Annotated in this window: 14 protein-coding genes and 1 pseudogene; 9 read left to right on the forward strand and 6 right to left on the reverse strand. The window is 70.7% G+C overall.

Annotated features, from left to right (window positions below):
- Positions 1-57: 57 nt before the first annotated feature.
- Complete coding sequence (gene mptB, locus AB0368_RS30580; RefSeq protein ID WP_366157475.1) at positions 58-1,854, reverse strand: polyprenol phosphomannose-dependent alpha 1,6 mannosyltransferase MptB; 1,797 nt, start codon at positions 1,852-1,854, stop codon at positions 58-60.
- Between the two features lie 288 nt (positions 1,855-2,142).
- Between mptB and AB0368_RS30585 the strand changes: the two are divergent.
- The 4 genes and pseudogenes from AB0368_RS30585 to AB0368_RS30600 form a co-directional block, all read left to right on the forward strand.
- A pseudogene (locus tag AB0368_RS30585) lies at positions 2,143-3,111 on the forward strand (MFS transporter); the annotation flags it as partial.
- 224 nt (positions 3,112-3,335) lie between these two features.
- On the forward strand, positions 3,336-5,567 hold the full coding sequence (locus AB0368_RS30590) for a glycoside hydrolase family 3 C-terminal domain-containing protein (protein ID WP_366157476.1): 2,232 nt from the start codon (positions 3,336-3,338) through the stop codon (positions 5,565-5,567).
- 33 nt (positions 5,568-5,600) lie between these two features.
- Positions 5,601-6,083, forward strand: a complete 483-nt coding sequence (gene rraA / locus AB0368_RS30595; RefSeq protein WP_366157477.1) for a ribonuclease E activity regulator RraA — start codon at positions 5,601-5,603, stop codon at positions 6,081-6,083.
- Positions 6,084-6,135: 52 nt separating this feature from the next.
- Positions 6,136-8,037 (forward strand): family 20 glycosylhydrolase, encoded by a 1,902-nt coding sequence (locus tag AB0368_RS30600; protein ID WP_366157478.1) that lies wholly within the window; start codon positions 6,136-6,138, stop codon positions 8,035-8,037.
- Here AB0368_RS30600 and AB0368_RS30605 read toward each other — a convergent pair.
- The gene (locus AB0368_RS30605) at positions 8,001-8,642 is read right to left on the reverse strand and encodes a TetR/AcrR family transcriptional regulator (RefSeq protein ID WP_366157479.1); all 642 of its coding nucleotides are present in this window, start codon (positions 8,640-8,642) and stop codon (positions 8,001-8,003) included. The genes AB0368_RS30600 and AB0368_RS30605 overlap by 37 nt on opposite strands.
- 65 nt (positions 8,643-8,707) lie before the next feature.
- On the opposite strand from AB0368_RS30605, the gene AB0368_RS30610 reads away from it, so the two are divergent.
- Positions 8,708-10,306: an FAD-binding oxidoreductase gene (locus tag AB0368_RS30610; protein ID WP_366157480.1), complete on the forward strand. Its 1,599-nt coding sequence runs from the start codon at positions 8,708-8,710 to the stop codon at positions 10,304-10,306.
- 16 nt (positions 10,307-10,322) lie between these two features.
- On the opposite strand, the gene AB0368_RS30615 is transcribed toward AB0368_RS30610, so the two are convergent.
- Together AB0368_RS30615 and AB0368_RS30620 are read right to left on the reverse strand one after the other, a co-directional pair.
- Positions 10,323-10,859 (reverse strand): GNAT family N-acetyltransferase, encoded by a 537-nt coding sequence (locus tag AB0368_RS30615; protein ID WP_366157481.1) that lies wholly within the window; start codon positions 10,857-10,859, stop codon positions 10,323-10,325.
- Positions 10,860-10,872: 13 nt separating this feature from the next.
- Positions 10,873-12,480, reverse strand: coding sequence for a carboxylesterase/lipase family protein (locus AB0368_RS30620; protein WP_366157482.1), 1,608 nt, complete (start codon positions 12,478-12,480; stop codon positions 10,873-10,875).
- Positions 12,481-12,684: 204 nt separating this feature from the next.
- Between AB0368_RS30620 and AB0368_RS30625 the strand changes: the two genes are divergently transcribed.
- From AB0368_RS30625 to AB0368_RS30640, 4 genes are read left to right on the forward strand one after another with little or no spacing between them, the layout of a single operon-like run.
- The gene (locus AB0368_RS30625) at positions 12,685-13,701 is read left to right on the forward strand and encodes a GlxA family transcriptional regulator (protein WP_366157483.1); all 1,017 of its coding nucleotides are present in this window, start codon (positions 12,685-12,687) and stop codon (positions 13,699-13,701) included.
- Complete coding sequence (locus tag AB0368_RS30630; RefSeq protein ID WP_366157484.1) at positions 13,698-15,401, forward strand: thiamine pyrophosphate-binding protein; 1,704 nt, start codon at positions 13,698-13,700, stop codon at positions 15,399-15,401. Before AB0368_RS30625 ends, AB0368_RS30630 begins: the two co-directional genes overlap by 4 nt.
- Complete coding sequence (locus AB0368_RS30635; protein ID WP_366157485.1) at positions 15,373-16,026, forward strand: SRPBCC family protein; 654 nt, start codon at positions 15,373-15,375, stop codon at positions 16,024-16,026. The genes AB0368_RS30630 and AB0368_RS30635 overlap by 29 nt, the downstream gene beginning before the upstream one ends.
- Positions 16,023-17,048, forward strand: coding sequence for a 3-oxoacyl-[acyl-carrier-protein] synthase III C-terminal domain-containing protein (locus tag AB0368_RS30640; protein WP_366157486.1), 1,026 nt, complete (start codon positions 16,023-16,025; stop codon positions 17,046-17,048). Before AB0368_RS30635 ends, AB0368_RS30640 begins: the two co-directional genes overlap by 4 nt.
- 7 nt (positions 17,049-17,055) lie before the next feature.
- On the opposite strand, the gene AB0368_RS30645 is transcribed toward AB0368_RS30640, so the two are convergent.
- Together AB0368_RS30645 and AB0368_RS30650 are read right to left on the reverse strand one after the other, a co-directional pair.
- Positions 17,056-17,718, reverse strand: coding sequence for a response regulator transcription factor (locus tag AB0368_RS30645; protein ID WP_366157487.1), 663 nt, complete (start codon positions 17,716-17,718; stop codon positions 17,056-17,058).
- Positions 17,715-18,830: a histidine kinase gene (locus tag AB0368_RS30650; protein ID WP_366157488.1), complete on the reverse strand. Its 1,116-nt coding sequence runs from the start codon at positions 18,828-18,830 to the stop codon at positions 17,715-17,717. Before AB0368_RS30650 ends, AB0368_RS30645 begins: the two co-directional genes overlap by 4 nt.
- Between the last annotated feature and the right edge of the window lie 117 nt (positions 18,831-18,947).

Raw genomic sequence — 18,947 nt, forward strand, 5'->3', positions numbered from 1 at the left:
AGTCGCCTGCCTGGGTGCAGGCTGCCACGGCGTTGTCGGGTACGGGCAGCGGTGAGGTCAGGCGACCGGCGTGGCGGTGGCCTTGGCCGGGCCATGCCGAGCCGGTCCCATCCGTGCCAGTGCCAGTGCCAGTGCCAGTGCCGGACCGGCGGATGCCTGCGCCGGAATGTGCAGCCGACGGTGAGCCATCGACGGAGAGCGGCGCCGGCGCCCGGCGAGAATTGCGACGGTCCCCACCACCGTCGCCGCGGTGACGTAACCGACGACCAGGTCCGCCGCCGAGGCGGCGAGCGGTGGCAGGACCAGGGCGACCACCGTGCTGACGGCGGCCAGCGCCGTGCGCTCGCGATGCCGGCTCGCGGTCGCGGCCAGGGGAAGCAGCGCCCAGAGCAGGTACCAGGGCTGCACGACCGGTCCGCACAGCAGCGCGACGACGAAGATCAGGCCAAGAGACCGGAGAGGGTTGGTTCTCCCGCGATACACATTGAGCAACAGCCGGATGACTACCGGGAGGCACACCACCGCGCCGATGGCGTTGGCGATCGTGACGGCGGTGGCTGTGGCATGCGCGCCGATCAGGGCGCCGACGAGGAGACCGGTCGCCGTGGTCGGTGCCATCCAGCTGTAGACGGTGGCGCTGCTGCGAAGGGCGCTGAGCCAGCCGAACCCGCCCACGGCGCAGAGCAGCACCATGCCGGCCGTGGCACCTGACATCACGAGCAGGGCGGACCGGACGGAACCGCCGCGGCGGCGGGCCACCTCGGCTGCCACACAACAGATCGCCGCGGCCGCCACGATCTTGATGCTTGCCGCAACCGTCAGCAACGCAACCCCGGCCACGAGCCGCATCGGGTCGGCTTTCACGAAACCCTGCGCGGCGCCGGCCCTCGTACGCCCGAGGGCGGCGAGCGCGAGCTCCATGCCGGCGAGCATCGCACCGAGCATGACGGCGTCGTTGTGCGCCCCCGCCACCAGATGCCAGAGCATGAGCGGATTGAGCAGGCCCAGCCACAGCGCGTACGCCGGCGACAGGCCGACCCGGCGCGCGAGCCGCGGTAGCGCCCAGCCGATCAGGACCACGCCGACCAGCGCGATCAGGCGGTAGAGCAGCACGCTCGGGACGATCCAGTTGCCGTTGATCTCGGCCACCGCACGGGAGATCGTCAGCCAGGCCGGCCCGTACGGTGCCGGAGTGTCGAGCCAGTAATGGCTGACATGCTGCGTCACCACCGAGTCCGGGCCGAGCGCTTGCGCCGGCCCGAGCCGGTACGGGTCGAGCCCGCTCGCCGCCGTGATTCCCTGGGCGAGGTAGCTCCACAGGTCGCCGCTGAACAGCGGTCGCGCGACCATGAGGGGAAGGGCCCAGACGGCCGACGTCATGTAGGCCTCCGTAGTGGTCATGGCCGCGAGGCGGTGACGCAATGTGAGCCACGCGAGTACCAAGACGCCCATGGCGAGGAGGCTCACGACAAGCACGACATACGACGAGGCGAAAAGCCCGGAGGTCGTCACCGCGACCAATGCGGTGGCGGCACACCCGGCGATTCTGGCCCCGTCCGACCTGGCGACTTCGACAGGTCGGGAACGATGCCGGGCAAAAGGAGTCGCAACAATAATCGCCATGGCGGCAACCCGTCCTTTCAGGTACCAGAAGGACCGGGTCGGAAAGCCGATATCGAAACGCCGGAATGAACGATTCGAATCAGCCCGCCCTGGATGCCCCGTGTCACACCCCGCAAGACGATCGGAATCGCCGTTCGGATCTCCCGCCACCACTCGGGGGAGGAAATCGGTACTTCGGTCGAGCGCCCGGCCCTTCCGATACGACTTTCGGCCGAAGGCCGTCTGCGGCATCGACGGTGAGGGAGGGGAACACCAACGGTTCTCCGATGAGGTCGTGGATCACACTGGCGCGCGGGCCGGCGAGGAGGGTGTGCCCTGGTCCACCGGGTGGACGCGCGTGACCGCCGTGGGAGCTAAAACGCATAAATCGACTGTTATGACTCATTGGACGGGCGTACTGCGGCGCCCCGTTGTAGACAACGGTCACGGGGTGAAATCGATTTAGTAGATCGTTCGGCAGTCGATTTCCTCGGGGTCGCGTCCGTCCTTGGCCAGGCCCTGCAGCGCAGGGAGGTTGTCATGAGCACTCCGGGTAGTCCGTACGGGGAGCTGCCGCCGACGGACGAGGCGGCCGTCGCGCTCGACGTCAAGGATCCGCACGAGCACCACTGGTTCGCCGAGCCCACGAAGCCGGTCACCTGGCGGTACGTCACGGGTCTGGTCTTCGCCCAGTTCGTCTTCTTCGTCGCGCTGCTGGGCCCGGCGATCATCGGCATCGGCGTGAAGGTCCAGCAGATCGTTCCCGACGATCAGAAGACCTCGGCGCTGGGTACGGTGGCCGGCTTCGGCGCGCTGTTCGCCGTGATCGGCAACGTACTGTTCGGCCGGTTCTCCGACCGCACCACCTCGCGCTGGGGCCGGCGCCGCCCCTGGATAGTCGGGGGCACCGTCCTCATGACCCTCGCCTTCCTGGTGATGGCCCTGGGGCAGAACGTCCCCACCGTCACCGCCGGCTGGTGCCTTGCGCAGCTGGGCGCCAACGCGACCCTGGCCCCGTTCATCGCCACGATCTCCGACCAGGTGCCCAAGTTCCAGCGGGGCAGCGTGTCCGCCCTGCTGGGCATCGCCCAGAACGTCGGCATCCTCGGCGGCACCTATGTCGCGCAGCTGTTCCAGCACCACATGGTGATCCTCTTCGTGGTGCCGTCGATCCTGTCGATCGGCGCGATGCTGCTGTTCGCGTTCATCCTGCCGGACCAGCACCTGCGGGCCCGGCCGCCGAGGATGGACCTGCGGGAGTGGGTCACGACCTTCTGGCTCAGCCCGCGCAGGTATCCCGACTTCGCGCTGGCCTGGTGGTCGCGGTTCCTCATCACGCTGGCGACGTTCATGTTCACCACGTTCCGGCTGTTCTTCCTCCAGGACGAGCTGGGCCTGTCCGAGGACGATGCGCCCGCGGCAGTCACCATCGGCGTGCTGGTCTACACGGTGGCCCTGATCGCCTCAGGCTGGGTCGCCGGGAAGATCTCCGACCGTACGGGCCGGCGCAAGTTCCTGGTGGCGGGCTCGACCCTGCTGTTCGGGGTGGGCATCGTCGCACTGGCGCATGGCCAACGCCCTGCCGCAGACCGTGGCCCCGGTGTTCGGTGCGGCGCTGCTCGCCGTGTCCAGCGCCGACAACCAGAACTACAACCTGCTGCTCTACACCGCCGGTGTCGCGGCGCTGGTCGGGGCACTGGTCGTATTGCCGATCAAGAAGGTGAGGTAGCGCGATGCTGGACGTCGATCGTCTGCTGGGCGAGCTCACCGTCGCGGAGAAGGCGGCGCTCACGAGCGGCTCGTCGTTCTGGTACACCGCACCGGTGGACCGGCTGGGGATCCCCAGGATCATGGTGTCCGACGGCCCGCACGGGCTGCGCGCCCAGCCGGGGGAGGGCGACCACCTCGGCCTGGGCGGCTCCGTCCCGGCGACCTGTTTCCCCACCGCCTCGGCGGTCGCCGGCGCCTGGAACCCCGATCTCCTGCGCCGCATCGGCCAGGCCCTGGCCCAGGAGGCCAGGGCATCCCGCCTCTCGGTGATTCTCGGCCCCGGCATCAACATGAAGCGGTCGCCGTTGTGCGGGCGCAACTTCGAGTACTTCTCCGAGGACCCCTTCCTGGCCGGTGAGCTCGCCGTCGGCATCGTCGACGGCATCCAGTCCCGGGGCGTGGGCACCTCGGTGAAGCACTACGCCGCCAACAACCAGGAGAGCGATCGGCTCCGGGTGGATGCCCAGGTCGACGAGCGCACGCTGCGGGAGATCTACCTGCCCGCCTTCGAACGCGTCGTCAAGGCCGCGCAGCCGTGGACGGTGATGTGCGCGTACAACAAGGTCAACGGTCTTTCGGCGTCCGAGAACCCGTGGCTGCTCACGACCGTGCTCCGGGAGGAGTTCGGATTCGAGGGTCTCGTCGTCTCCGACTGGGGTGCGGTCTACCACCGCGTTCCGGCGCTCCTGGCCGGGCTCGACCTGGAGATGCCGCCCGCGCTGGGCCGCAGCCCACAGTCGATCGTCGCCGCGGTCGATGCCGGCGAGGTCACCCCCGAGTTGCTCGACGCCCGGGTACGGAAGGTGCTCGAGCTGGTCGCGAAGGCCATGCCCGTACTGGACCTCGACGAGTCGTTCGACGCGGACGCGCACCACGCGCTGGCCCGCGAAGCGGCCGCCGAGTCGATCGTGCTGCTGAAGAACGACGGTGTTCTGCCCTTGGCCGCCGACGCCAGGATCGCGGTCATCGGCGAGTTCGCCCGCACCCCCCGGTTCCAGGGCGCCGGCTCCTCGCAGGTCAACCCGACCCGCGTCGACTCGCTGCTCGACGAGCTGCGCGCGGTCTACGGCGAGGTGCCCTTCGCGTCCGTCGACGACGCGACCATGCTCGCCGAGGCGGAGCGGATCGCCGGTGCGGCCGACACCGTCGTCATGGTGATCGGGCTGCCCGGGGCGGACGAGTCCGAGGGCTTCGACCGTACGCACATGAACCTGCCGGCCCACCAGCTCGAGGCGCTGCGAGCTGTGGCCGCTGTCAATCCCGACGTGGTCGTCGTCCTGGTCAACGGCTCGGCGGTGGTCCTCGGGGATGTCACCCCGTACGCCCGAGCCGTGGTGGAGGCCTGGCTCGGCGGTCAGGCCGCCGGCGGCGCGATCGCCGACGTGCTCACCGGCGCCGTCAACCCCTCGGGCCGGCTGGCCGAGACCATCCCGCACCGCTTGGAGGACAACACCTCCTATCTCAACTTCCCGGGAGATTCGCAGGTGGTGCGCTACGGGGAGGGGCTGTTCATCGGCTACCGCGGGTACGACAAGTGCGGTCAGGACGTCGCGTTCCCGTTCGGTTTCGGGCTGTCGTACACCAGCTTCGCTTCTTCTGATCTGACGGTGACCACCCACGGCTCCGTCGCCGAAGGCACCTTCCGCGCCACCGTCACCGTCACCGTGACGAACACCGGCGCGGTCGACGGCGCCGAGGTGGTGCAGGTCTACGTCGAGGACGTCGAGTCGAGCGTGGCGCGTCCGGTCCGGGAGCTGAAGGGGTTCGCCAAGGTGTTCCTGGCTGCGGGAACGTCCCAGGAGGTGTCGATCGAGCTGGATCAGCGCGCCTTCGCGTTCTGGTCGATCCGGCACCGGGACTGGGTGGTCGAGGCGGGGGACTTCGTCATCGCCGTCGGCGCCCACTCGCGCGATCTCCCGCTGAGCAGCACCATCAGCGTGGAGGCGCCCGCCCTGGCCGTCTCGCTGGACCGGGATTCCACCCTCCAGGAGTGGATGGGCGATCCGATCGGCCGGCACCTGATCGAGGACGAGGTGAGAAACGGCCAGCCGGCCGCGGTGCTGACGGACGAGCTGATCCACGTCATCGGGACGATGCCGATGAGCACGCTCGCCAACTTCGGCGGCATGAGCCTCGACCACGACGCCCTGGACCGGGTGGCCGACGCCTGGCGCAAACGGAACGACGACTTCTGATCCGCGCAGAGTGGTGATCTAGGGTCAGAGCCCATGGACAACACCGCAGACCTTTACGACAAGTACGGCGACGAGCTCGGCTCCTGCGACACCCAGCTGCGGCAGTACGGCGGAGCAGCCGCGTTCCACGGCCGGGCCGTCACCGTCGCCTGCTTCGAGGACAACGCCCTGCTCAAATCCGTACTGGGCGAGTCCGGCGAAGGGCGCGTCCTGGTGGTCGACGGCAAGGGCTCGCTGCACTGCGCCCTCATGGGCGACGTCATCGCGGGCCTGGCCGTGGACAACGGCTGGGCCGGCGTGATCATCAACGGCGCTGTGCGCGACGTCGCCGCACTGCGCACCCTGCCGCTGGGCATAAAGGCGCTGGGCTCCAACCCTCGCAAGAGCACGAAGACCGGCGCGGGGGAGCGCGACGTCGTCCTCGAGTTCGGCAATTGCCGGTTCACCCCGGGTGCCGAGGTCGTCAGCGACGACGACGGCATCGTGGTCCTCCCATCGCCGTCAGCCTTATTGTGATGAGTGTCGATGCGTTGTAGCGTCCATTGCCATCTCGGTGAATGGAGCGGCAATGCGTCAGCGGCATCATCGAACCGTCGCCCTGCCTGTCCTTGTGGCGATGGCGCTGGCCTGGGTCGTCACCGCAGGCTCTCCGGCCGCCGCCGGATTGCCGGCGAACCGCAGCATGATTCCCGCCCTGCGCGAGTGGACGGCCGGGAGAGGCTCGTTCACCTTCGGGACGACCGCCCGCGTCGTCGTGGACGCCACCACCCGGCCGTCCGGTACGACGTTCGCCGCGGACCTGCTCGCCCTCACCGGGCGCAGCGTGCCGGTGGTGACCGGCGGCACCGCGCAGCCGGGCGACATCCGGCTCGCCAGCGGCTCGACCGACACGCAGCTCGGCGCGGAGGGCTACCGCCTCACGGTCGGCCCGTCGATCACCGTGGACGCCCGCACCGGCACCGGCGCGTTCTACGGCACCCGCTCCCTGCTGCAACTCCTCAAGCAGTCCCCGTCGATCCCCGCCGGCACCGGACGGGACTGGCCGGCCAAGGCCGAGCGTGGCCTGATGGTCGACAACGGCCGGAAGTTCTTCACCGTCCAGTGGTTGCGGAACCACGTCAAGGATCTGGCCTACCTCAAGCTGAACTACTTCCACCTGCACTTCTCCGACAACCTGGGGTTCCGGGTCGAGTCCACCAGCCACCCGGAGATCGTCTCGGCGCAGCGGCTCACGAAGCAGGAGCTGGCCGGCCTGATCTCGCTCGCTGCCGAGTACCACGTGACGATCGTGCCCGAGATCGACTTTCCCGGGCACATGGACGCCATCCTGGCCGCGCACCCCGACCTCAAGCTCGTCTCCAGCAGCGGCACGGTCAACAACGGCTTCATCGACCTCGCCGACGACCGGGCGTACACGTTGATGCGCGACCTGATCAACGAGTACCTGCCGCTGTTCCCCGGGCCGTTCTGGCATGTCGGCGCCGACGAGTACGTGACGAACTACGGCTCCTACCCGCAGCTGCTGACGTACGCCCGCGCCCACTACGGCGCCGCGGCGACGGCGAAGGACACGTACTACGGGTTCGTCAACTGGGCGAACGCCATCGTGCGGGCCGGCGGCAAGACGATGCGGATGTGGAACGACGGGATCAAGTCCGGCGACGGCACCGTCAACCCCGCGCCGACCATCGTGGTCGACCACTGGACGAACGCCGGGCTGACGCCGCAGCAGCTGCTCGGCCGCGGTCACCAGCTCATGAACAGCGCCTACCACCCGACCTACTACGTGCTCGGTGGCCCGAAACCCGACATCACCACTATGTACGAGACCTGGAACCCCGACCTGTTCGAGGGCGGTGCGACGGTCAGCGACCCGAGCCGCAACTCCGGCGCGGCGATCCACGTGTGGTGCGACTCCCCGAACGCCGAGACCGAGGACCAGGTCGCCGCCGGGATCCGCGACCCCCTGCGGGCCCTGGCGCAGCAGACCTGGGGCACACCGAAGGCGACGGCCACCTACACCGCGTTCCAGCCGATGATCGCCGCGATCGGGCGGGCACCCGGCTTCCAGACCGGGCCGCCGGGGAATCTCGCCCTCGGCAAGCCGGCCGGCGCGTCCAGTGTCGAGACCCCGGCGTTCCCGGCCGCCTATGCGACCGACGGCGAGCCCGGCACCCGCTGGTCGAGTGCGTACACCGACACCGAGTGGCTGCAGGTCGACCTCGGCGCGAGCCGGAGCATCGGCCGGGTGATCCTCCGGTGGGAGACCGCGTACGGCAAGGCCTACCGGCTGCAGACCTCCGACGACGGCAGCACCTGGACGACCGTCTACTCCACCTCGAACGGGGACGGCGGCGTGGACGACGTCACCGCTCTGGCCGGCCACGGCCGCTACCTGCGCATGCAGGGTGTCACCCGGGGGACGGGCTGGGGCTACTCGCTGTTCGAGCTGGAGGTCTTCGCCGGATAGAGAACCGTGAGGATGCGCTCGAACCTGAGGATCATGTCGTCCGCGGTCTGCCCTGGGTGATGTCGCCACCACGCGACGGCGGCGCTCACCGTCCCGTACCAGAGGTGGGTGGCGAGGTCGGCATCCATCGGCTCGTCGACCTCTGAGCGGTCGAGGACCTCGGCCACGCCGACGGCGCCCAACCGGTTGAGTTCGCGCCGGTACGCGGTGGCAGCGTCGTGGAGCCGGCCCTCGCTCGGCAGCGTCGCGTCGTAGACGAGTGCCCAGTCGTGCACGCGCGACTCGAGGGCCCGGAAGATGGCCTCCAGGGTGCGTGCGGCACGGGTGATGTCGGACGGTCCCTCCTGGGCGGACCGTACGGCAGCGACGAGGCGGGCACCTGCGCGGTCCACGCAGGTGAGGTAGAGACCGTCCTTGGACTGGAAGTACTCGTAGATCAGGGGCTTGGTGATCCCCGCCCGCGCCGCTACCTCCGCGGTCGACCCGCGTGCATAGCCCTTGCGGGCGAACTCCTCCGCTGCCGCGTCGAGGATCAGTTGCTCCCTTTCCGCGCGGGGCATCCCTTTGGTTCCCACAGCCCGCGTGAGGTTCTCCTGCTTGCCCATCGCCCCACCCTATGTCAAAGTGACCGTCAGGTAACTTACCTTGCGTTCAGATCGGCGGTACGGCAGTGAGCGGCAAGACGCGTTCGTGGTGGGGATGGGGATACCTCGAGGATGCGGTGGCCGGCCCGGAGCGTGAGGAGCTCACCCGGCGCACCGCGCGCATGCTCCCGGGCGCGGACCTCACCGTGCACGAGGCGCCGCCGGTCGGATCGTTCGGCGTGGGCCCCAGCCGGATCCACGCGCCGCGAGCCCTCGAGTCGATCACCTCGCAGGACGTCCGCGACCGGCTCGCGCACAGTCACGGGCAGGCGTTCCGCGACGTGGTCCGGGCGCTGCTGGGCAAGCTGCCGCACGTACCCGACCTCGTCGTACGCCCGACGTCGGAACAGCAGGTCGTCCAGGTGCTGGACTGGTGCACCGGCGCGAACATCGCGGTCATCCCCTTCGGCGGCGGCTCGTCGGTGGTGGGCGGCGTCGAACCCCGGGTGGGCGACGAGTACGCCGGGGTGGTCAGCCTGGACCTGACCTCGATGAACCAGGTCCTGGAGATCGACCCGACGAGCCGGGCGGCGCTGGTCCAGGCGGGAGTTCTCGGCCCACACCTGGAGGAGCAGCTCCGCCCCCGGGGATACACGCTGCGGTTCTTCCCGCAATCCTTCGAGTTCTCCAGCCTCGGCGGCTGGCTGGCCACCCGGGCCGGTGGCCACTTCGCCACCCAGCTCACCCACATCGACGACCTCACCGAGTCGCTGCGGGTCATCACCCCCAACGGCGCCATCGAGACCCGCAGGCTTCCCGGTTCGGGCGCCGGTCCGTCCCCGGACCGGTTGTTCCTCGGCTCCGAGGGGTCGCTCGGCGTCATCACCCAGGCCTGGGTGCGGCTCCAGGAACGGGTTCGTTGGCGGTCCGGCGCCTCGGTGGCTTTCGCCGACTACGAGGCCGGCGTGCAGGCGGTGCGCGCGCTGTCCCAGTCCGGGCTGTACCCGGCGAACTGCCGGCTCCTGGACCCGATGGAGGCACTGATCAACGCGGGCTCGGCGACCTCCGCCCTGGTGCTCGGGTTCGAATCCGCCGACCATCCCGTCACCGCGTGGATGCAGCGGGCGCTGGAGCTGTGCCACGACCACGGCGGGGTCCTGCCCGAGCCGGCGCGATACACCGACACCGCCGACCAGGGCGCGCGCACCGGAGCCGCCGACACCTGGCGCTCCTCCTTCATGCGGATGCCGTACCAGCGGGACGTGCTCGCCGCGCAGGGCATGATCGTGGAGACCTTCGAGACCGCGTGTACGTGGGACCGGTTCGACACCCTGCGCGCGGCCGTCACGGAGGCAGCCGAGGACGCCATGCACCAGGTCGGCGCCACCGGCATCGTGACCTGCCGCTTCTCCCACGTCTACCCCGACGGCCCCGCACCGTACTTCGGGATCTACGCCGCGGGTGAGTGGGGCAGGACGGTGGAGCAGTGGGACGAGATCAAGTCAGCGGTCTCCGACGCCCTGATCGCCGGCGGCGCCACCATCACCCACCATCACGCCGTGGGCCGCGACCATCGCCCCTGGTACGACCAGCAGCGCCCCGACCTGTTCGCCGCCGCCCTCCGGGCAGGCAAGAGAGAACTCGATCCGGCCGGAATCCTCAACCCCGGCGTGGTCATCGGATGAGGATCGGGATCGGGTGTCAGAGCCGTCTCGTGGCGAACAGGGTGGTCCCGTAGACCGGGTCGACTTCCGTTCGCTCGGTCTCGGTGAAGCCGACCTTCGCCAGCACACGGCGGGACGCGGTGTTCCAATCCCAGACCGTGGCCCACACACGTTCGTACCCGGACGATCTCGCCCGGTCCAGAACCGCCCGCGAGGCCTCGGTCGCGTATCCCTGCCGCCAGACTCGGCGTAGCAGCTCGAACGCCAGCTCCGGTTCCCCGTCCGATCCTCGTCCGCCGTCGATCAGCCCGCAGTAGCCGATGACGTCACCAGCGGCCTTCCGTTCGATCGCCAGCAACCCGGTCGACGATGGCCGGCTGGTGCGAATCCAGTCCTCGAGCTCCGCGACCGTGGGGTGTCCATCAGCGTCGATTCGGCGGTGCGGCGGCACTCGTGGGTCACGTTCGGTCCACAACTCACGCTGGACGACGGCCTCGGCCACCCGCCAAGGCCGGAGCAGCAGGCGACCCGTCTCGAGGACAACCTCGCGGTCAGGAGTCGCTGCAGCTGCCATGACAGCAACCCTTTCACAGGCGAACGCCTCCTTGGCCGGCGGTCGACTCCTCCCAGAACCCGCACTGATGGTCGACCGCGAAGGTGCGGACGGGCCCGACCGCCAGCGGCGAGAGTGATTGGACCAGGTCGCTGCGGGGGCTGTACCGGGGCCAGGCCGGCGCTGGGGTCGCATTCGGAGAGCCGGCTGCGGCGAAGCGGCCCCAGTAATCCATGATGCGGTTGGAGAGCGTCCGCTGACGGGGCGTGAGCTGGTCCGCCCCGGGCCCCGTACCGAACAGGTACGGCAGCTCGGCGGCATGGAACGCGCCCAGGGGCATGAGCGGATCGGTGACGATGAACTCCGGCGCCGCCGGGTCGGCGAACTCGTAGGCGTACGTGGGCACGCGCGCCGACAGCAGCGCGGCGGTGCGCCGGGTCGGGCAGGCGAAGCTGGCGTCGGTGATCACTGTGGCCAGGGCGATACCGGGGCTGGCGTAGTGGTCGGCGGGGTACCGGGCCAGGACGGCTCCGGCGCGGTCGCCGAACTGTTGGCGGATCACCTCCGGGTACCGGGCTGCCGTGACCGGGTCGCCGGCGAGGTCGTACAGCAGCGCCACGAACAGCCGGTATTCGTCGTGGGTGGTGCCCAGCAGGACCGGTACGCGGTGCAGGCGACCGGCGGTGACGGCGGTGGCCGGCTGCTCCGGCAGTACGGCGCCGCCGACGGAGGGCCCGAAGCTGCCCAGATCGGCACCGGCCGCCGCGAGCAGGGCCGGCACCGGCAGGGCCCGCAGGCACGCCGGTCGAGTGGCCGGATCGGTGCAGCCCAGCGTCGTGGCGAGGGCGGCGCCCTGCAGCTCGGCAACGGCCGCGGTGCGCAGGGTGGCCACGCATGGCCCGCTCTGCACGACGGCGCGGTGGAACAGGCCGGCCGCCGTCGGCGACACGAGGTGCGCGCACACGCTCGCTGCGCCGGCGGACTCACCGAAGATCGTGACCCGGGACGGGGCGCCGCCGAAGGCGGCGGCGTTGCGGCGTACCCATTGCAGGGCGGCCTGTTGGTCCTGGAGCCCGGCGTTGTCGGCCCCGGTGGACAGGCCGGGTACGCGCAGGAAACCGAAGACGCCGAGCCGGTAGTTGACGGTGACCACCACCGAGCCGGTACGTTCGGCGAGCTCGCTGCCGTCGTAGTCGCCGCCGGCGCCGGTGAGGAACGCGCCACCGTGCAGCCAGACCATGACCGGGCGGTGCCGGCCGGCCGGGCGTGGCGTGTAGACGTCGACGTACAGGCAATCCTCCGTGGTGCTGCCCTTTGCGGACTCGCCGGGCAGGACCGACGGCAGCTGCGGGCACGGACTGCCTGATCGCGTCGCGTCGCGTACCGCGGACCAGGCCTCGGCGGGCTGCGGGGCACCCCAGCGCAGCGGGCCGACGGGCGGGGCCGCGTACGGGATGCCGCGGAACGCGCGGTGGCCGTCCGCCACGATGCCGGCCACCGGGCCGTCGGCCGTGCGGACCACCGCACCGCCGCCCGGGTCGGACGCGCGGGCGGCGGCCGGCGGGGCGAGACCGCCGCCGACGGTCAGCAGCATCAGGGCTGCGACGGCCATCCGCGGGACCACAGGGTTACCGCTGCTCATGACGGACTCCTTCGACGGCGCCGCGGCGAGCCCGCGGCCGGAGCGATTCTGTAGCGACCGTTCCATACAGATCGATGGACGTCTACCTCCTGACCATGGTTGTGCGGGATCCGCGTAACCGTCGTGTGTGGATCGGTGGCGTTGGCAGGATTCGTCAAGGGATTGTCATTGCGGTCATTTGGGCATTCGCGAAAGGGTCTATCCGTGGCGAAACGACGTGTGGTGGTGGTGACTTACTCCGGCAGCCAGGCGCTGGACATCACGGGGCCGGTGGAAGTGTTCGTTACTGCCACCCGGCTGCTCGACTTGCCGGACGCGGGCTACCTGGTCGAGTGCATCTCGGCTCAGGCGCCCCTCGTGCGGACGTGCTCCGGCTTGGCGATCGAGGCGGCGCCGCTCGAGGCGGGAGACGGCCCGATGGACACGCTTCTCGTGCCGGGCGGCTGGGGACTGCATGACGCGCTCGCCGACGATGCGCTGGTCTCCTGGATCGCTGCCGCCGCCGCGCGGTCCCGGCGGGTGGCCTCGGTCTGCGGCGGAGCGTTCCTGCTGGCGGAGGCGGGTCTGCTCGCCGGACGCCGCGCGACGACACACTGGGCGTACAGCGCGGACATGGCCCGCCGCTATCCGGACGTGGTCGTCGACCCCAAGCCGATCTTCGTCCGGGACGGCCGGTTCGTGACGTCGGCCGGGGTGTCGACCGGCATCGACATGGCCCTGTCCCTCGTGGAGGAGGACCACGGCCCCAGGCTCGCGCTGGAGGTGGCGCGGTACCTGGTGCTGTTCTTCAAACGACACGGGGAGCAGTCGCAGTTCAGCGCCGTCATGGACGCGCAGTTCGCCACCGATGCGCCGATCCGGGCCGCTCAGGAGTGGGCGCTGGACAACCTCGGCCGGCCCCTGCTCGTCGCGGACATGGCGGAGCGGGCGAACATGAGCCCTCGCCACTTCGCCCGGGTGTTCCGCCGCGAGGCGGGCGTGACCCCGGGGCGTTACGTCGAGCGCGCGCGCATCGCGCGCGGCCGCAGGCTGCTGGAGACCACGGAACTGCCGGTGACCAGCGTGGCCCGCCGATGTGGGTTCACCACCTCGGAGACGTTCCTCCGAGCGTTCAGCCGGACCGTCGGCGTCACACCGACCGAGTACCGCGACCGGTTCCAGACCACGTCCGTCGCCGGCGTCGTCGTCGACCCCGACCGGGTGGGAGCCGCGCACCGATGAGGACTGCCGAGTTTCGCCTGGTCGACCGGGTGGTCGATGAGCTGGCCAGGTTCGGCGTCGACCACGTGTTCGGGGTCGGTGGCGCCAACATCGAGGATCTGTACGACGCGATCCATCGCAGCCGGAGTGCCGTCCGCGGCGTCGTCGCCAAGCACGAGTTCTCCGCCGTCACGATGGCCGACGGATACGCGCGCGCCACCGGCCGGCTCGGCGTGGTCGCGGCGACTTCCGGCGGCGGCGCCATGAACCTGGTGCCCGGTCTGGCCGAGGCGTACGCCTCACGGGTTCCACTGCTGGCGTTGGTCGGGCAGTCACCCACGGCCCTGGACGGACGGGGCGCATTCCAGGACTCCAGCGGCAAGGGCGGCTCGTTCGACGCCGAGCAGGTGTTCGCACCGATCTCCCGGTTCTGCGCCCGGGTCGACCGGCCGGACATTCTCGAAGAGCTCCTCCCACAGGCGGTCGCGGCGGCACAGCGCGAGCCCAGGGGACCGGCCGTCCTGTTGCTGCCGAAGGATGTTCAGCAGGCACGGGTCGAGCCGGGCGGTCCGATCCTTCCCGTGCCGGCCGCGGCGGAGGTGGATCCGGGGGCCGTCGGCCGCGCCGTGACCGCCCTGCGCGCCGCGACCGCGGTGCTCGTCATCGCCGGTGAAGGAGTGGCTGCCACGGATGCGCGGGCCGAGGTGGCCGAACTCGCCCGGCGGACAGGGGCTTGGGTGGCGGTGACACCGGACGCCAAGGACGTGTTCGACAACCGCGATCCGCGGTTCGTGGGCGTGTCGGGGGTGATGGGGCACCCCACCGTCTCGGAGTGCCTGCGCCAGGCCGACGTCTGCCTGCTCGTGGGCACGAGGCTGCCGATGATGGCCCGGGGCGGGCTGGACGACCTTCTCAGCCGTACGACGGTGATCTGCGTCGACCCCGAGGCGCCGTTCGTTGCGGGCCTGTCCCTGCGCGGTGACGTGCGAGGCGCCCTGCGCTCCCTCATCGGCCGGCTCCCGGCACAGTCCAGGCCCTGTCCGGGGCACGCCGGCCCGCTACCCCTGCCCACGCCGCCGTTCCGCGGCGTCGGCACCCCGTACGCCGAGGCCATCGCGGTCATCGACGCGGTGCTGCCGGAGGACGCCCACGTCTTCGTCGACGCCGGAAACGCGGCCGCCGCGGCGATCCACCTCCTCCCCGCCCGGCGCCGGGGCCGGTTCGTGGTCGCCGTGGGGATGGGCGGCATGGGGTACGCCTTCGGCGCCGGCATCGGCGCGGCGCTCGCCTCCGGACAGCGCACCTTCGTGCTCGCCGGCGACGGGGCGTTCTTCATGCACGGCATGGAGGTGCACACCGCCGTGGAGTACGACGCGCCCGTCACCTTCGTGATCTTCAACAACAACGCCCACGGCATGTGTGTCACCCGCGAACAGCTCTTCTACGGCGACGACTACAGCTACAACCTGTTCCGCCCGACCGACATCGCCGGCGCGATGGCCGCGGGGTTCCCCACGCTCCCCGTCAGCGGCGCCGGCAGTGCGGGACAGCTGCACCGGGCGCTGCGGCGCAGCACCGCCGGTCGCGGCCCGGCGCTCGTCGAGGTGGTCGTCGATCCCCGCGAAGTCCCGCCGTTCCTGCCCTTCCTGGCCGCGCTCGGTCAGCACCCGCCAGACAGCGAGGAGACATCCCGTGAGCACCGACCCGTCCATGTTGGCTGACATCGCCGGCCTGCTGCGCGTGGAGAGCACCGGGCAGGACGAGATGGTCGCCCGGTGCCGGGAACTGACCCTCCCGGCCTATCCGCACCAGCAGGTCTACGGCACCTACTGCACCATCCAGGACCATGTGGACTGCCCGCCGGAGCAGGTCTACGACTACCTCCGCCAGGGTCATCACCTGGAGGAGTGGACCTACAGCCTGCGCGACTTCGAGCCGTCCGGCGTACCCGGACTGTGGGTCGGCTTCGACAGGTTGGCGGAAGACACCCGCATCTACTGCCGGACCGTCGCCAACCCCGACGCCATGACCGTGGATTACCACTGCTCGTGGGACCAGGGCGACGAGCTCTGGATGATCTATCTGATGCGGGTCATCCCGGCGCCGCTGGTGCTCGGCCGGCCGGGCTCCGTTGTCACGTGGACCAATTGCCGCCACCCCCACTACGACCGCAATCCCTACCCGAGCCTGGCCGCCCGGCCGGGCAGGCCCTGGGTGGGCGACTACTGGGACCTGTTCTACGCCGGCCACACCGTCGAGATGGGCAACCTCAAGGCGATCCTGGAGCACCGGTACGCCGCCGGGGTGCCGGTGAACGTGCCGCCGGCACGGGCGGTGGCTCGGTGACCGGCACCCCGGTCGTCAGCCTCACCGACGTCGCCTCGTACCTGCCCGGCGAACCGGTCGGGGTCGGCTTCTTCACCGGCGACCCGCAAGCCGGCGACGAGCTGCGGGACAGCGTGATGTTCAAGGCGCCGCGGTGGCGGCACCATGTCGCGGCCGACGAGACGAACGTCGACCTCGCGGAGCGGGCCGTGCGGAAACTGATCGAGCGGCACGGCGCCGACGAGATCCGCTCGGCGGACGTGCTGCTCGTGCACACGCAATTGCCGGACCTTCCCATCGTCGGCGCGGGCACCGAGATCGCGCGCCGGCTCGGGCTGCGTCCCGAGTGGCTGGTCGACGTGGCGAACGCCGGCTGCGCCTCGTTCGTGTACATGCTCAAACTGGCCCGTCAGATCCTCACCACCACGGACGCGACGAGGGCGCTGATCTGCAACGTGCAGACCGCCGCCGGTCAGCTGTTCACCCAGTCCGAGGTACGCCGGCTCGCCCAGTCCGCGATCCCCGGTGACGGCTGCGGAGTGGGCTACGTGACCGCCGGCGGCCCGTCGCCCGTGCTCGACGTGACCACGCGTCACATCGGCGCGTACGCCGGCGACATGCGGCTGGTCGCCGAGGACGGCCGCCGGTACTGGGAGACCCGTACCTCCCAGTTGAGGATCGGGTTCACCGAGCAGTCCGTGGCAGCCGTCCTGGCGCGGGGCAACCGGCTGGTCCCCGAAGCGGTCGACGAGCTGTGCCGGCGCCTCGCGCTGACCACCCGCGACATCGACGTGCTCATCACCAACCAGCCCAACCGGACGTTCCTGCGGACCTGGCGAGAGGCACTGGGCCTGCCGCCCGAGCGGCACCCGGACACGTTCGACGAGTGCGGTAACGCGTTCGGCGCGGCCATCCCGCTCACCCTCGACCACGCCGTCCGCTCGGGAAAGGTGCACGCGGGTGATCTGGTGGTCCTGGGCGGCTTCGCGCACGCCGGTGACTTCGCCGGCGCGGCGGCCGTGCGCTGGCAGGGGAGGGGATAGCAGGATGTCACTGGTTGCGGGGGGTCACCAGCCCTGATTCGTAGGCGAGGACGACGAGCTGCGCGCGGTCCCGGGCATTCAGTTTCGTCATGGCACGGTTGATGTGCGTCTTGGCGGTGACCGGGCTTATGACCATGCGGGCGGCGATCTCGGCGTTCGACAGGCCCTGCGCGACCAGGGCGACCGCCTCGCGTTCCCGGTTGGTCAGTTCCTTCAGCGCGGCGGCGGCGTCCACGCCGGGCGGTTGGGTGACGTATTCGTCGATCAGCCGGCGGGTGATCGACGGGGCGAGCAACGCGTCACCGCGCGCAGCGACCCGGACGGCATGCAGGAAGTCCTCCGGCTGGATGTCCTTCACAAGGAATCCGGCCGCTCCGGCGCGCAGCGCGTGGTAGACGTACTCGTCCAGGCCGTAGTTGGTCAGGATGACCACGTGCACCCCCGCCAGGGTCGGGTCCGCGGCGATACGCCGGGTCGCCTCGATGCCGTCGACGAGCGGCATCTGGATGTCCACGAGCGCGATGTCGGGCAGGTGCCGGCGGGCCAGCGTCACCGCTTCGGCGCCGTCGCCGGCCTCGTCCACCACCTCGATGTCGTCCTCGGCGTCCAGCAGGGCGCGGAACCCGCTGCGGATCAGCGGCTGGTCGTCGGCCAGCAGGACCCGGATCACGCCGTACGCTCCACGGGCAACTCGGCGTGAACCGTGAAACCGCCCTCGCGGCGCGGCTCGGCGCGCAGCCGGCCGCCGAGAGCGGTCACCCGCTCCCGCATCCCGAGCAACCCCACGCCGGGCACCGGCACGGACGTCGGCGTGGCTTTCCCATCGTCATCGATGCGGATGGCCACCGCGTCCGGGCGGTAGTCGATCCGGACCGTGGCGGTGGCGGCCCTGGCGTGCCGGGCAATGTTGGTCAGTGACTCCTGCACGACCCGGTAGGCGGCGCGGTCCACCGCCACCGGCACTGCGGAACGGTCGCCCTCGACCGTCAGCGTCGCGTCCAGGCCGCTCGCCTGTGCTCGTCGCAGCAGTTCCGGGACCTGGTCGATCCCGTACTCCCGCGGCTGGCCGTCGTCACGCAGCGCTTCCAGCGTCGCCCGCAGCTCACGGGCCGCGTCGCGGCCCGCGTCGCGGATCGCCAGCAGGGCTTCCGGCGCCGGCTCACCCCGCTTCGTGGCCAGATGTACGGCCACCTCCGCCTGCAATTTGATCACCGAGATCTGGTGGGTGAGCGAGTCGTGCAGTTCCCGGGCGATGTGCAGGCGCTCCTCCCCGGCTCGGCGCAACGCGCTCTCCTCACGGGTGCGCTCGGCCTCGTCGGCGCGGTGCTCGGCCTGCCGCAGCGCCTCGCCCGCCGCCGCGGCGGCGATCAGCCAGGCCAGCTCGAGGACGCCTCTGGCCTGTGCGAACGCCTCCGCGGTGCCGTGCAGGCCGGAGGCCATGGCCGCGAGCGGCAGGGCGGCCAGCATGAGCACACTCATCACGACGGTGGCGCCACGGTGGCCCGTCCGCATCGCCGAGTAGACGGCGATCAGGTACGCGACGGCGAACACGTCGAGGCCGGCCGCCTGGTAGCCCACCGCGCACAGACCTGTCACGACGAGGACGGGGACCGGGCCCCGCCGGTGCCAGGCCAGCGCCAGGCCGCCGACCGCCAGCAGCACGTAGCCGACCGTGCCGGAGCCGGGTGCGGAACCCTGCCCGGACAGCCCGATCGCCAGGAGGACCACAACGACGCCGGCGGCGAGCGACCAGTCCCGGACACCGATCCGTGCGCTGCTCATGCGCGCACCCTAACCGAGCGCCGAGCCGGGCGACTCGTACCAGTGAAGCAGCGGCACCTACCGCGCATGCAGTAGCTCGCCGGCGCGCGCCCGCATTCCTCGTAGCCGGATACCGCG

The sequence above is a fragment of the Actinoplanes sp. NPDC051475 genome (assembly GCF_040689425.1).
In the GTDB taxonomy this organism is placed as follows: domain Bacteria; phylum Actinomycetota; class Actinomycetes; order Mycobacteriales; family Micromonosporaceae; genus Actinoplanes.

Coding starts and splice junctions, on each gene's coding strand:
- mptB (WP_366157475.1), bottom strand. CDS start 1,854: ATGCCGCAGACGGCCTTCGGCCGAAAGTCGTATCGGAAGGGCCGGGCG.
- AB0368_RS30590 (WP_366157476.1), top strand. CDS start 3,336: ATGCTGGACGTCGATCGTCTGCTGGGCGAGCTCACCGTCGCGGAGAAG.
- rraA (WP_366157477.1), top strand. CDS start 5,601: ATGGACAACACCGCAGACCTTTACGACAAGTACGGCGACGAGCTCGGC.
- AB0368_RS30600 (WP_366157478.1), top strand. CDS start 6,136: ATGCGTCAGCGGCATCATCGAACCGTCGCCCTGCCTGTCCTTGTGGCG.
- AB0368_RS30605 (WP_366157479.1), bottom strand. CDS start 8,642: ATGGGCAAGCAGGAGAACCTCACGCGGGCTGTGGGAACCAAAGGGATG.
- AB0368_RS30615 (WP_366157481.1), bottom strand. CDS start 10,859: ATGGCAGCTGCAGCGACTCCTGACCGCGAGGTTGTCCTCGAGACGGGT.
- AB0368_RS30620 (WP_366157482.1), bottom strand. CDS start 12,480: ATGAGCAGCGGTAACCCTGTGGTCCCGCGGATGGCCGTCGCAGCCCTG.
- AB0368_RS30630 (WP_366157484.1), top strand. CDS start 13,698: ATGAGGACTGCCGAGTTTCGCCTGGTCGACCGGGTGGTCGATGAGCTG.
- AB0368_RS30650 (WP_366157488.1), bottom strand. CDS start 18,830: ATGAGCAGCGCACGGATCGGTGTCCGGGACTGGTCGCTCGCCGCCGGC.